The sequence below is a fragment of the Yersinia artesiana genome, from assembly GCF_902726545.1.
GTDB classification, from domain to species: domain Bacteria; phylum Pseudomonadota; class Gammaproteobacteria; order Enterobacterales; family Enterobacteriaceae; genus Yersinia; species Yersinia artesiana.
Map to the genome: position 1 here is coordinate 18926 of NZ_CACVAD010000051.1, position 13303 is coordinate 32228.

Below are 13303 nucleotides of genomic sequence, written 5' to 3' on the forward strand. Positions count from 1 at the left end.
TTTAAACTCGTGATCGGTATTCTAAATCGTTGGCGACAATTTGGCAGACGTTATTTCTGGCCGCATCTCCTTCTGGGGATGGTAGCGGCGAGTCTTGGCGTGCCATCAAACCTGTCTGGCGTTCCTGATCAAGCAGCAATACCGAACACATCATCAAGCCAAAGCCGCCAGAATTACGGTGCGACAAACTTTAGTAGTTTGGCATTGCTGCATGATATGCATCGTCGCCCTTCATTCAGCGTAGACTACTGGCAACAGCATGCACTGCGCACGGTTATTCGTCACCTTTCATTTGCACTGGCACCTCAAGTGGCCTATGCCAGGGTGCAAGAACTGGCAGAAGCGGAGCAAGTACAGCCATCACAAATTCAGCAGCTTGCATTGTTGAATACGCTGAATGCGTTACTGACTCACGAGTTCAAACCACCCACTATTATTCGCTATACCGAGCAGGTTAAACGGCCTGTTCTTTCGTTACACAAACCGGGACTTTGGCTTGCACAAGTGCAAGGTATTCGTGCCGGGCCTGCCAATTTCATCTGATTATTCTTTTGGTTTACCTCAATTTTATACAACCTTTGGCCGCCGGTTTGGTGGTCTTGTAAGAGATATTAAGAATTATGCTAATCAAATTATTAACCAAAGTTTTTGGCAGCCGTAACGATCGTACACTACGCCGTATGCGTAAGGTGGTTGATCTTATCAACCGTATGGAACCTGAAGTTGAAAAACTGACAGATGAAGAATTACGCGCCAAAACTGACGAATTTCGTGAGCGTCTGGCAAATGGTGCCGTGCTGGAAACGTTGATCCCTGAAGCTTTTGCGGTGGTGCGTGAGGCCAGTAAACGCGTGTTTGGCATGCGTCACTTCGATGTGCAGTTGCTTGGCGGTATGGTACTGAACGAACGCTGTATCGCAGAAATGCGTACGGGTGAAGGTAAAACGCTGACAGCAACGCTGCCAGCTTACCTGAATGCGTTGAGCGGCCGTGGTGTCCACGTGGTTACCGTCAATGACTATTTGGCTCAACGTGACGCCGAAAATAACCGTCCATTGTTTGAGTTCCTGGGCCTGAGTGTGGGTATTAACCTGCCGAATATGCCAGCTCCAGCTAAGCGTGCTGCTTATGCTGCGGATATCACCTATGGTACTAACAACGAATTCGGCTTTGACTACCTGCGCGATAACATGGCGTTCAGCCCAGAAGAACGTGTGCAGCGCAAACTACATTACGCGTTGGTGGATGAGGTTGACTCCATCTTGATCGATGAAGCGCGTACCCCGCTGATTATCTCCGGCCCGGCCGAAGATAGTTCAGAGATGTATATTCGGGTTAACAAGCTGATTCCAAAACTGATTCGTCAGGAAAAAGAAGACTCGGATACTTTCCAGGGCGAAGGTCACTTCTCAGTGGATGAAAAATCACGTCAGGTGCATTTGACCGAACGCGGTTTGATCAAAATTGAGGAAATGCTGGTAGAAGCGGGCATCATGGAAGAGGGCGAGTCTCTGTATTCTCCAGCTAACATCATGTTGATGCACCACGTAACGGCAGCTCTGCGCGCTCACGTATTGTTCACCCGTGATGTTGACTACATTGTGAAAGACGGTGAAGTTATCATTGTTGACGAACATACCGGGCGTACCATGCAAGGTCGCCGTTGGTCAGATGGTTTGCACCAAGCGGTTGAAGCGAAAGAAGGCGTAGAAATTCAGAACGAAAACCAGACGCTGGCTTCAATCACTTTCCAGAATTACTTCCGCCTCTATGAAAAACTGGCCGGTATGACCGGTACAGCGGATACCGAAGCATTCGAATTTAGCTCCATTTACAAGCTGGATACCATTGTTGTTCCAACCAACCGCCCAATGATCCGTAAGGATCTGGCTGATTTGGTCTACATGACCGAACAGGAAAAAATTGGTGCGATTATCGAAGATATCCGTGAGCGTACTGCTAACGGCCAGCCGGTATTGGTGGGGACTATTTCGATTGAGAAATCAGAAGTGGTATCTGCTGAATTAACGAAAGCCGGCATTGAACACAAAGTTCTGAACGCCAAGTTCCACGCCATGGAAGCTGAAATTGTTTCCCAAGCGGGCCAGCCGGGCGCGGTAACCATCGCGACCAACATGGCCGGTCGTGGTACCGATATCGTATTGGGTGGCAGCTGGCAGAGTGAAATTGCCTTACTGGAAAACCCAACAGAAGACCAAATTGCAGCCATTAAAGCCGCGTGGCAAATTCGCCATGATGCAGTACTGGCCTCTGGTGGTTTGCATATTATTGGTACTGAGCGCCATGAATCTCGCCGTATCGATAATCAGCTGCGTGGTCGTGCGGGCCGTCAGGGGGATGCTGGTTCTTCCCGCTTCTACCTGTCAATGGAAGATGCCTTGATGCGTATTTTTGCCTCTGACCGTGTGTCTGGCATGATGCGTAAATTAGGTATGAAACCAGGTGAAGCTATTGAACACCCGTGGGTGACTAAAGCTATCGCTAACGCGCAACGTAAAGTTGAAAGCCGGAACTTCGATATTCGTAAGCAATTACTGGAATATGATGATGTTGCCAGCGACCAACGCCGGGCTATTTATAGCCAGCGTAATGAGCTGTTGGATGTGTCTGATGTGAGTGAAACCATCAACAGTATCCGTGAAGATGTATTCAAAACAGTTATTGATAGCTATATTCCAACCCAGTCTCTGGAAGAAATGTGGGATGTCGAAGGCTTGGAACAGCGTCTGAAAAATGATTTCGACCTGGATATGCCAATTGCTCAATGGTTGGAAGATGAACCACAACTGCACGAAGAGACTTTACGTGAACGCATTCTGCAAATGGCGATTGCTGATTATCAGCGTAAAGAAGAAGTGGTTGGTTTTGATATGATGCGCAACTTCGAGAAAGGTGTGATGTTACAAACACTTGATTCGTTGTGGAAAGAGCATTTGGCGGCAATGGATTACCTGCGTCAGGGCATCCATTTACGTGGCTACGCACAAAAAGATCCTAAACAAGAATACAAGCGTGAATCTTTCGCGATGTTTGCTGCAATGTTGGAATCACTGAAATATGAAGTGATCAGCGTCCTGAGTAAAGTACAGGTGCGGATGCCGGAAGAAGTGGAGGCATTGGAAGTACAACGTCGCGAAGAAGCTGAGCGTTTGGCTAAACAGCAACAACTTAGCCACGAATCTGATAACAGCTCACTGATGTCACAGGAAGAAGTCAATGTGGCTGCCAGCCTTGAGCGCAAAGTCGGGCGTAATGATCCGTGCCCATGTGGTTCAGGTAAGAAATATAAGCAGTGCCACGGTCGCCTACAGTAATATTTTAGGCATCGGTTAAAACGGATAATGAGGGCGGCTTAAACACCGCCCTTTATTTTGCTTATCTTTTTAGTGCGAATGAACCGGAAGCGTGCTCAAACCAACCTTGATGCCCTGACAGGAGAAAATAATTGAAACACATACAAATTGCAGTCGGGATTATCCGTAATTCCCAGCAAGAGATTTTTATTACCCTGCGTGCTGCTGATTCTCATATGGCTGGGTTTTGGGAATTCCCTGGCGGCAAAATCGAGCAGGGTGAAACAGCAGAAGTCGCATTAAAACGTGAGCTGTTGGAAGAAACAGGCATCGTGGTGAAAAAGGCGTTTTTGCTCAAAGTGTTAGAGCACACATTTACCGATCGCATCGTAACATTAAGTTTTTATATGGTTGAAGCATGGGATGGTGAACCCTTTGGCCGCGAAGGTCAGCCGATGCGCTGGGTGAAGCAATCTGAATTGCAGGCTGCAGAGTTCCCACCAGCCAATACAGCTATCATTGAATTACTTACTACCCTTCGTATTTAAAGTTGCAGGGTTGTTAGCTGCGTTCGTTACTCGGCCCGTCCATGGGCCTCGCCTTTGCGAGGCTGCTGCATGCAGCGTTCAAATCGGTTCCTGACCGATTTGTCACCCGAATAACTTTAGTAAGCTCATCGGGGTTCGTTCGCTGGCTGCCTACCTGAAATTTCAATTACTTTGGGTATTGCATTGTATCTAATATCATTAGGTTGTTTTATTTTGTGGAGTAATAGGAGATCAGTGCTTAGGCGGCTCTTCTTCGCTCCATTCATCACTATCAGATAGCTCACCATTACTGGAAATACGTTTTTCTTCGTCGGCCCACTCACCTAAATCAATCAACTGGCAACGTTTGCAGCAGAATGGGCGATAAGGGCTTTGTTCTCCCCAGATAACAATCTTTCCGCAGGTCGGACAGTTCACCTCGATTATTTCGGTTTCCATGTTTTCTCCTAAAATCTATCCAAGGCCAAGCGGCTAATCACAAACTCAGCAGCAGGCTAATTCAAACGATAAACGTGCCGGCACGGTACCATTTTCACTGTCGAGTGGTAAGAAGCGAATTGCATATCTGGTCTTATGGCCGGAAATTTGTGGATACAATTGTGGATCTAGCGGCAGGCGTAATCTCAGTAAATCAGCTCCTTCTGCATTATCCTGGAAGAAACCATTTAAACTGATTTGTGCTCGCAGCGGGCCGGATTGGCGAATTAAATTTAAAATAATAGTCAGCGACTGATTGAGCGGGGTCAGACTTTCCAGCAATTTGGCTATATGTTGATTACGCTGTTCATGGGGCAGATGCAGCCAGGTGTGCAAAGTGGGTAAGTCGAAACTACAGCAGCCACCAGGGATACTCAGGCGCTGGCGAACAACGCTGATTAAGCGATCTTCTTTTAGCGACTGCCCGATGCGCGGTGCCGACATCAATACTGAAGCCCGGCTTTTTAACTGACTACGCAAGGAATCTACCAGCGACATATCAACACCGGGCATATCTGCCCATAGTTGTAATTTCTGTTGTTGGCGCTCTAATTCTTTAAGCAAATCAGTACGAACTTCACCGCGCTCAAGGACATCAATTAAATCAGATGCTGTGCGGAAAAACGTTAATGCACTGGCAATATTATCTAACGTACGCTGGCTTTCTAATTGTTGTAGTAAAAACTCCATTCTTAGCCAGGTACGCATTTTTTCATTGAGCGGGTGTTCAAAAAGTATTGTTGAGGTGAGGTCACTCATCTATGTAGATCCTGTTGGGCCGCAGCTGCCAATTTCAAATACTGCTGGTGTAATAAGGCAACTTGCGGGGCGATAACTATGGGATCGCCGCTATTGTCAATAATGTCATCAGCACAGGCTAGCCGCTGTTGCCGCGAAACCTGTGAAGCTAAAATATCTTCTGCCTGTTGGCGAGTAATACCATCTCTCGCCATTGTTCGAGCGAGTTGTATTTCAGGTGCCACATCTACCACTAACACACGATTGGCACGGTGATGTAAACCATTTTCAACCAACAAGGGGACAACCCAAAGTGCATACGGCTCATCAATATTGGCGAGCTGACGCTGGGTTTCCAGTTGGATCAGTGGATGCAACAATGAATTTAACCACGCTTTTTCCTGCGGCTCACTGAAAATTTTCTCGCGTAATGCCGCACGATTCAATGTGCCATCTGTGTGCAAGATTGTTTTCCCATAGCGGGAGGTGATATCCATTAATGCTGGCATGCCGGGTTCAACCACCTGACGAGCAATAATATCAGCATCAACCAGAGGGACACCGAGATTGGCGAATGCATTTGCGACTGTGCTTTTACCACTGCCAATTCCACCAGTGAGAGCCACAATATAGGTCATTGCCTGGCCTTGCATACAGTTAGTGAGTGGCCGAATTGTATCTGAAAGCAGGTGCCAAGGCATAGCAAGGTGTGCATTCTGTTTGCGCTATGTGGAAAAATAAGTGAGGTGAGTACGAAGATAACTGCGGGATTGAGACTCTTCAGGTAATTTGTGGGATTGTAGCGCAAATAAAGGTGGATTCGCAGTCTTGCCGTAGAATTATTCATGCGTATGATAGCTTCACTGGGATGGCGTGATTTACGCCCGATCACATTTTGCGATCTATCGCCAATAACCAGGAATAATTAGCCATGCGTATTGAAGAAGGTTTGAAACTAGGCTTTAAAGATGTGTTAATCCGCCCTAAACGTTCAACACTGAAAAGTCGCTCTGAAGTCGAACTGGAACGCCAGTTTACCTTCAAACATTCAGGTTGGAATTGGTCTGGTGTACCTATCATCGCTGCTAATATGGATACTGTTGGCACCTTCCGCATGGCAGAAGTCCTGGCCTCATTCGATGTTTTGACCGCAGTTCACAAACACTACACTGTTGAGCAGTGGGGCGAATTTGTGAAACGAGTTCCTGAATCAGTTTTACGTCATGTCATGGTTTCTACCGGGACATCTTCTGCTGATTTCGACAAAATGAAACAAATTTTGGCGTTATCACCTGCCTTGAAATTTATTTGTATTGATGTGGCTAATGGTTATTCCGAGCATTTCGTTTCCTTCTTGCAAAAAGCTCGCGAAGCATGCCCAGATAAAGTTATTTGTGCGGGCAATGTGGTGACCGGTGAGATGGTCGAAGAACTTATTCTGTCAGGCGCTGATATTGTGAAAGTTGGGATTGGCCCAGGTTCAGTTTGTACCACTCGCGTAAAAACAGGTGTCGGCTATCCGCAGTTGTCGGCGGTTATTGAGTGTGCTGATGCAGCACACGGTTTGGGTGGACAGATTGTCAGCGATGGCGGTTGTTCCGTGCCGGGTGATGTTGCGAAAGCTTTCGGTGGTGGTGCTGACTTCGTTATGTTGGGTGGCATGCTAGCTGGACACGATGAGTGCGAAGGCCGAGTTGTTGAAGAGAATGGCGAGAAGTTTATGTTGTTCTACGGTATGAGTTCAGAGTCAGCCATGAAACGCCATGTAGGTGGTGTTGCTGAGTACCGCGCGGCGGAAGGCAAGACGGTTAAATTGCCATTACGTGGCTCCGTTGATAACACCGTTCGCGACATTATGGGCGGTTTGCGTTCCGCTTGTACCTATGTGGGTGCATCGCATTTAAAAGAACTGACTAAACGCACCACTTTTATTCGCGTAGCAGAGCAAGAAAACCGCGTGTTTGGCAGTAACTGATATTGGGTTTTCGAAAGTAAGTTATGCTCTGATAACGTTAGCAATCACGAGCCTGTGATTGAGATGAAAAGAGGCGTTGAATTACGCCTCTTTTCAATAAAACTCCACTGGATAGCCCTCCTGTAATAACATTATTTACCCGATAACATCCCCTAACTGGAATATCGGTAAATACATCGCGATTACCAGTACCCCAACAATACTGCCAATAATTAACATTAAAAGTGGCTCCAACATTTGCGTGAGATTGTCGGCCAAATCCTGTGTTTGCTGTTGCTGCCAACCTGCCAGTTTCCCTAGTAGCACATCCAGCGCACCAGATTCCTCGCCTACACGAACCATTTGTTGGCATAACGGGGGGAATAGAGGGTGCTGGGTGATGGTCATATGCAGTGGAATTCCTTGATTGATTTGTTTTTGAATACTCCTCAATGCTTGCTGATAAGTGTCATTATTGATGGAACGGAGTGCAGCATCTAAGCCCGCGGTCAGTGGTAAACCTGCGTGCTGAGTGATAGCCAGAGTTTGAAAAATTTGACTAAGGCAACTGCCACGAATCAATGCTGATACTAACGGGATACGTAATAGGAGTTTCTGTTCCCATTGTTGGCAGTGAGTCTGATGTCGCCGTACATATATATAACTAATACAAAATAATGTTAATAATGCGATTAAGTATGGCCCATAGGCAGTAAGAAATGCGGACATAAATAGGAGTGTGGCAGTCAGTGCGGGTAATGGCGTGTCGAATGATTGGTAAATTTGTGCAAATTCGGGCAGCACTAAAACCAGCATGACAATACTGACAACCAGTGCGACAACGCAGACAAATACTGGATATTTAAGTGCTTTAATGACTTTCTTTTGTAATTTTTGCTGCCGCTCTTGATGTTGTACCAACTGCATGCAGCACTGCTCAAGGTTACCTGTCAGCTCCCCCATCGCAATGACAGGGGGATATAGCAGAGGAAAAGTATGAGGATAATGAGCCATTGCTTCTGATAATGACTGCCCCTGTGATACTTGCTGACTTATTTCCTGTAATAAACACTGCCAGGGCAAGGCATCTATTTCTTGTGCCAGCAATTGCAAGCAATTCACTAAAGGTAGACCTGCTTGTAATAATGTTGCTAATTGGCGAGTGATAGCGATCAGACGTTCACCGCGCCAATAGCTAATCGATAATCTTTTCCCACTCTTAACACCCAGTGGTTGTAACCCATTACGGAGCATATATTCATAGACAGTATTTCTCTTCGTCGTCAGTAATGCACCTGTCTGTAATTGCCCTTCGGTATTAATTGCTCTCCAATAAAATAGGCGCTGATAGCTCACGGCATTGCCTCAATTTGTATTTTCAGCCCCACAACACGATTAATTTCGCTGAGAGTGGTCATGCCGCTTTCGACCAATGCCAGACCCGCTGAAAGTAATGTGACTTGTTTTTGTTCTTGCGCAATCCTGGTGAGTTCTGCTGGGCTGACATTATTGAGTAAAGCTTGTTGGATTGGCGGGGTGACATTTAACATTTCGTAAATTCCCGTTCGACCATAATATCCGGCACAGCAATGTTCACAACCAACGGCAAGATAATGTTGCAGTGGACTTGCCCATATATCTGGTGGCGTCAGGAAAGGGACTGATGACGCCTGACGACAATGCAGGCACAATTTTCGGACTAATCGTTGGGCGATAACTAATATTAGACTGGAAGCAATTAAGTGACGTTCTACGCCCATGTGTGTTAGGCGAATCAGTGTTTCTGCTGTGGAGTTGGTATGCAACGTTGAGAGAACCAGATGCCCCGTTAGTGCTGCTTTAACTGCTATTTCTGCAGTTTCATTATCACGAATCTCACCGAGCATAATGACATCAGGATCCTGACGCAGCATGGCACGCAATACATTGGAGAAATCCAGCCCAATTTTACTGTTGGTCTGTGTTTGATTTATACCGTCAACCTGGATCTCAATAGGATCTTCAACACTACAGATGTTTATTTGTCCCTGATTGAGCTGCTCCAGGCTGCAATAGAGAGTCACTGTCTTACCACTCCCTGTAGGTCCTGTGACCAGAATCAACCCCTGCGGCGCTGATAGCGCTTGAGTTAATTGCTGGTGGGCTACTGTTGTCAGCCCCAGTTTTTCCAAAGTAGGCTGCTGCTTCATATTGAGAATCCGCAGCACGACTTTTTCACCATATTGCACGGGGAGGGTCGCTATTCTCATTGAGTAGCGAATGCCATCTAATAGGAGAGTCAACTGTCCATCTTGCGCTAACCGCTTTTCCGCAATATTCAGCTTAGCCATGACTTTCAGGCAACTGCTAATACGACGGGATAGCTCAGCCTCAGGTGATGGAGATTCATGCAATACACCATCAATTCTCAAGCGAATACGGTAGTGATATTGATAAGGTTCAAAATGAATATCAGATGCGCGTTTCTGAATCGCCAACTTGAGTGTCTGCGTTATAAATTGAATAACAGGGGTATCGCTTTCATTATCAAGTAATGTGTCATCGTCCCTCTTTATTGGTGCATTGGCGTCTACGTGCTCTTGTGCTGATGGACTTAAATTAAGTGATTGTTCAATTCTGGCTTCCGGCCAGTATTCCACCTTGATTTTACGGCCACAGGCAAAACGGAGCGCAGTCAACAATGCCTCATTGGTGGGGTGGGGTGAAGCTATGGTTAAGTTGTTGCTATCAAGTTTTAAGGCTATTGATCTATAGCGGCGGCAGATGGTGTGTAATTCATCATTTATTGTTTCGTGTGTGCGTTCCCTAAATTCGGTCATTTGATTACGGCCTTATCATTAAAGCGGAACACGGCTTTACAGTTGTCAGTTATGCTGCTGTCTGTTGCGGTGCAGGTTCTTGTCCAGACGACATTTCCACTGTTATTTAGTGTTGGCGACATAGCCAGAGTCAAATTGGCAAGAGTTTGCTGACCTGTAAGTGTAATAACACCTTTATCAATAGTTGTAGCACTGACATAGCGTGATGATGCCCCTGCTGGGATGCCATGGCTACCACCATTGCAGCTATCAAGGCTGGCATGTTCCAGAGCGCAAAGTTCCACTGCCATTTTGTAAGGCACCATGGCTTGTAACATATCGGTGAGTGCTGCTTTTTGGATATAGCGTTGATAGGACGGAATACCAACACCACTGAGAACCGCAATAATGGCGATCGCAACCATCAATTCAATTAATGTAAAACCGCGTTGATTAGTCATTTGACACTCTCCATGTGTGTGAGAAAACGTGGACAGAGTGCACTTTTTGAATAAATGCTAACAAGAGGGGATAGAGGGTTTTGCGAAGCCTACTGTTGGATATTTATGTTCTTGCAATGGCATCACAGATAACTTCGGCGGTGCTCGCAAAACAGAGTTAGGGTCTGCTATTGAGAGCCTTCCGCCGAAAATAATTTGATAGGATTATTTAAAACGCATGGAAAGATCCAGGGCAGTAATATGTTTGGTCAGCGCCCCAACTGAAATGAAATCAATACCCGTGTCAGCATAGCTGCGAAGTGTTTCCAGTGTGACGTTGCCCGAAACCTCCAGTTGTGCACATACACCCTTCTGGGTTTTGGCAAATTCATCGCGCTTATTGACAGCTTTCTGTATATCGTCAATGGAGAAGTTATCCAGCATGATGATGTCTGCGCCAGCGTTCAAGGCCTGATCTAACTGATCGAGGGATTCAACTTCAACTTCTATAGGGACATTGGGATGTATCCAAAATGCTTTAGCAACCGCTTCTTTAATCGAACCGGCAGCAATAATGTGATTTTCCTTAATAAGGAAAGCATCAGATAAGCCAAGCCGATGGTTATTGCCGCCGCCGCAAAGGACTGCGTATTTCAAGGCCGTACGTAACCCTGGCACTGTTTTTCGGGTATCAAGCAATTGGGTATGCGATGTAGAAAGTTTGGCTACATAGCGGCTCACTTCGGTTGCAACACCTGATAAAGTTTGCAGGAAGTTAAGAGCGGTACGTTCACCTGTCAGCAAAATGCGGGCAGGGCCAGTCAGATGGCAGAGTTCCTGATTTGCTCTCAGTATATCTCCATCTTTAACCAACCACTCAACTTCCACTTGGGCACCAAGTTGAATAAACACTTCATTCAGCCAGCGCTGACCACAAAAAACGCCAGCTTCACGAGTAATGATGGTGGCTTTTGCCTGCTTATCTGCGGGTAGTAATTGTGCGGTGAGATCGCGGTCGGCGTTGACTTCACCACCAAGGTCTTCACTCAAAGCTTGAGCAACAGTTGAAGGGATATCGCATTGAATTCGTTCCAATAGCGCGGCACGGCGGCTGTCGGCATTGTAGCTGCGGGTCGGCATAGAAAACTCCGAAATGGCGGATAGATAGTTGTCTAAACATGCTACTCTGTTGCTGGCAGAAGTGCCATAAAAGAGCCGGTTGCAGTGTACTATTTGGTTAGGGGGCTTAGGTAAACTATGCAGTCAGAAAATAACTGGCAGTTAGATAAGGGCTGGATTTCCGGGGTCAAACGGGTCGTTTCTCCTCACTGTGACCAGCGGCCAGAAGGCGAGGCTCCTTCTCTGTTGGTGATTCATAATATCAGTTTGCCGCCTGGTGAGTTTGGCGGCCCATATATCGATCAATTGTTCACTGGCACCCTCAATGCTGATGAGCATCCCTATTTTGCCGATATTGTTCACTTGCGGGTGTCAGCTCATTGCCTTATCCGCCGCGATGGTGAAATTATTCAATATGTTCCATTTGATAAACGTGCCTGGCATGCCGGAGTCTCAACTTTTGCCGGGCGTGAGCGGTGTAACGATTTTTCCATTGGAATCGAGTTGGAAGGCACGGATGTGTTACCGTTTACCACCGAACAATATCGCAGCTTGTCTGAGATTAGCGCGCTGCTATTTGCCTCTTATCCGATAACCGCAGAGCGGGTTACAGGCCATAGCGATATTGCACCGGGGCGTAAAACAGATCCAGGCCCCGCCTTTGACTGGGCGTTATATCAACAGAGTTTAGCGAAGTTATCTTTACCATCGTAATACGGAAGTCATGCAGTATTAACCAGAGGTTCATGGTCGAGCAGATATTAGCTTGTCACCTTGTCTGATATTGTCGTTTATACATGCCGGGAGGCATATGCCCTGTTTGTGGGCGGGTTAAGTGCAAAGGGAGAATAAGAGCTAATGACACTGTTTACGCTGTTGCTGGTGCTGGCATGGGAGCGCTTGTTTAAACTGGGCGAACATTGGCAGCTAGATCATCGCCTTGAAGTGGTATTTACGCGCTTACGCCGCTTTTCGTTGGTACAAACAATTCTACTGACCGCTGTGTGGATGGTGCTGGTATGGCTGGTTTTGCAGCTAGTGCAAAACATCTTGTTTGGTTTACCTCTTTTACTTATCTGGATACTAATTTGCCTGCTGTGCATTGGTGCGGGTGGAATACGTAAACATTACCGAGCTTATTTGAAAGCCGCACGCCAGGGCGATGCTCATGCCAGCGATAAATTGGCTGAGGAGTTGGCACTTATTCATGGTTTACCGATGGATAGCGGCGAAAAAGCCCGGTTGGAATCTCTGCAAAATGCATTGTTATGGATAAACTTCCGTTACTATTTAGCGCCGATCTTCTGGTTTGTCGTTTGTGTTAGCTATGGTCCAGTGGCATTAGCAGGGTATGCGATGTTACGTGGGTATCAAACTTGGTTGGCGCGTCATCACACTCCTTTACAGCGCTCACAATCGGGTATTGATCGTATTTTGCATTGGCTTGACTGGATTCCGGTGCGGTTAGTGGGGGTTGCCTATGCATTATTGGGGCATGGGGAAAGAGCCTTGCCCGCCTGGTTTGCTTCATTGGGCGACTTTCGTTCTTCGCAGTACCAAGTATTAACCCAACTGGCGCAATATTCGCTGGCGCGAGAGCCTCATTTAGATCCAGTGCAGACACCCAGATCAGCGGTCTCTTTAGCGCGAAAAGTTACTTTGACAGTGATTGTGGTGGTGGCGTTATTAACGATTTATGGCGCGTTAGTTTAGTCAATAGTGCGTGAGTTGTGTGAGCTGGCTGATAATGATTTATCAGCCATTTTTAATATGATTTTCTATTAGGAATTCTTTCTACCTTTTCTTACCAATAAAAATAGCAATCAGAATAAGTTAATTTATCAATTAATATCAATTGGTTAGGTTCTTTCCTTTGTGCTGCACTACGATATGATAATCTGACTCTTTCTCTAGC

13 protein-coding genes are annotated in these 13303 nt (G+C 46.4%); 6 read left to right on the forward strand and 7 right to left on the reverse strand.

The features are described 5' to 3' along the window. Nucleotides 1–9 precede the first annotated feature (9 nt). From secM to mutT, 3 genes are all read left to right on the forward strand, one after another. A complete protein-coding gene (gene secM, locus HU019_RS16035; RefSeq protein WP_174848737.1) occupies nt 10–543 on the forward strand; it encodes a secA translation cis-regulator SecM in 534 nt (177 codons plus the stop codon). Nucleotides 544–620: 77 nt separating this feature from the next. Then, entirely contained in the window at nt 621–3335 is a 2715-nt protein-coding gene (gene secA / locus HU019_RS16040; protein ID WP_174848735.1) for a preprotein translocase subunit SecA, read from the forward strand. A gap of 131 nt (nt 3336–3466) precedes the next feature. Then, nucleotides 3467–3862: an 8-oxo-dGTP diphosphatase MutT gene (gene mutT, locus HU019_RS16045; RefSeq protein ID WP_174848733.1), complete on the forward strand. Its 396-nt coding sequence runs from the start codon at nt 3467–3469 to the stop codon at nt 3860–3862. A gap of 231 nt (nt 3863–4093) precedes the next feature. Here the strand turns inward: mutT and yacG are convergent, their stop codons facing one another. The 3 genes from yacG to coaE are packed head-to-tail and all read right to left on the reverse strand — an operon-like array spanning nt 4094 to nt 5715. Further along, on the reverse strand, nt 4094–4300 hold the full coding sequence (gene yacG, locus HU019_RS16050; protein ID WP_174848732.1) for a DNA gyrase inhibitor YacG: 207 nt from the start codon (nt 4298–4300) through the stop codon (nt 4094–4096). 45 nt (nt 4301–4345) lie between these two features. Beyond that, nucleotides 4346–5098 carry a cell division protein ZapD gene (gene zapD, locus HU019_RS16055; RefSeq protein WP_174848730.1) on the reverse strand — a complete coding sequence of 251 codons (753 nt, stop codon included), beginning with the start codon at nt 5096–5098 and terminating at the stop codon, nt 4346–4348. After that, entirely contained in the window at nt 5095–5715 is a 621-nt protein-coding gene (gene coaE, locus HU019_RS16060) for a dephospho-CoA kinase (RefSeq protein WP_174848729.1), read from the reverse strand. Before coaE ends, zapD begins: the two co-directional genes overlap by 4 nt. Nucleotides 5716–6008: 293 nt before the next feature. Here coaE and HU019_RS16065 point away from each other — a divergent pair, with 293 nt between their 5' ends. Further along, a complete protein-coding gene (locus tag HU019_RS16065; RefSeq protein WP_005167093.1) occupies nt 6009–7052 on the forward strand; it encodes a GMP reductase in 1044 nt (347 codons plus the stop codon). Between the two features lie 135 nt (nt 7053–7187). On the opposite strand, the gene hofC is transcribed toward HU019_RS16065, so the two are convergent. The 4 genes from hofC to nadC form a co-directional block, all read right to left on the reverse strand. Then, nucleotides 7188–8387: a protein transport protein HofC gene (gene hofC / locus HU019_RS16070; protein ID WP_174848727.1), complete on the reverse strand. Its 1200-nt coding sequence runs from the start codon at nt 8385–8387 to the stop codon at nt 7188–7190. Further along, the gene (gene gspE / locus HU019_RS16075) at nt 8384–9850 is read right to left on the reverse strand and encodes a type II secretion system protein GspE (RefSeq protein ID WP_174848725.1); all 1467 of its coding nucleotides are present in this window, start codon (nt 9848–9850) and stop codon (nt 8384–8386) included. The genes hofC and gspE overlap by 4 nt, the downstream gene beginning before the upstream one ends. After that, nucleotides 9847–10290 carry a prepilin peptidase-dependent pilin gene (gene ppdD, locus HU019_RS16080; protein WP_174848722.1) on the reverse strand — a complete coding sequence of 148 codons (444 nt, stop codon included), beginning with the start codon at nt 10288–10290 and terminating at the stop codon, nt 9847–9849. Before ppdD ends, gspE begins: the two co-directional genes overlap by 4 nt. Before the next feature lie 204 nt (nt 10291–10494). Continuing rightward, a complete protein-coding gene (gene nadC / locus HU019_RS16085) occupies nt 10495–11409 on the reverse strand; it encodes a carboxylating nicotinate-nucleotide diphosphorylase (RefSeq protein ID WP_174848721.1) in 915 nt (304 codons plus the stop codon). A gap of 117 nt (nt 11410–11526) precedes the next feature. Between nadC and ampD the strand changes: the two genes are divergently transcribed. Together ampD and ampE are read left to right on the forward strand one after the other, a co-directional pair. Beyond that, complete coding sequence (gene ampD / locus HU019_RS16090) at nt 11527–12102, forward strand: 1,6-anhydro-N-acetylmuramyl-L-alanine amidase AmpD (RefSeq protein ID WP_174848719.1); 576 nt, start codon at nt 11527–11529, stop codon at nt 12100–12102. A gap of 144 nt (nt 12103–12246) precedes the next feature. Continuing rightward, complete coding sequence (gene ampE / locus HU019_RS16095; protein WP_174848717.1) at nt 12247–13101, forward strand: beta-lactamase regulator AmpE; 855 nt, start codon at nt 12247–12249, stop codon at nt 13099–13101. Nucleotides 13102–13303: the final 202 nt, after the last annotated feature.

What these genes read in the sequence shown, in the direction of transcription:
- ppdD (WP_174848722.1), bottom strand. Translation starts at nt 10,290, where the DNA reads ATGACTAATCAACGCGGTTTTACATTAATTGAATTGATGGTTGCGATC.
- yacG (WP_174848732.1), bottom strand. Translation starts at nt 4,300, where the DNA reads ATGGAAACCGAAATAATCGAGGTGAACTGTCCGACCTGCGGAAAGATT.
- ampE (WP_174848717.1), top strand. Translation starts at nt 12,247, where the DNA reads ATGACACTGTTTACGCTGTTGCTGGTGCTGGCATGGGAGCGCTTGTTT.
- coaE (WP_174848729.1), bottom strand. Translation starts at nt 5,715, where the DNA reads ATGACCTATATTGTGGCTCTCACTGGTGGAATTGGCAGTGGTAAAAGC.
- nadC (WP_174848721.1), bottom strand. Translation starts at nt 11,409, where the DNA reads ATGCCGACCCGCAGCTACAATGCCGACAGCCGCCGTGCCGCGCTATTG.
- ampD (WP_174848719.1), top strand. Translation starts at nt 11,527, where the DNA reads ATGCAGTCAGAAAATAACTGGCAGTTAGATAAGGGCTGGATTTCCGGG.
- zapD (WP_174848730.1), bottom strand. Translation starts at nt 5,098, where the DNA reads ATGAGTGACCTCACCTCAACAATACTTTTTGAACACCCGCTCAATGAA.
- gspE (WP_174848725.1), bottom strand. Translation starts at nt 9,850, where the DNA reads ATGACCGAATTTAGGGAACGCACACACGAAACAATAAATGATGAATTA.
- secA (WP_174848735.1), top strand. Translation starts at nt 621, where the DNA reads ATGCTAATCAAATTATTAACCAAAGTTTTTGGCAGCCGTAACGATCGT.
- HU019_RS16065 (WP_005167093.1), top strand. Translation starts at nt 6,009, where the DNA reads ATGCGTATTGAAGAAGGTTTGAAACTAGGCTTTAAAGATGTGTTAATC.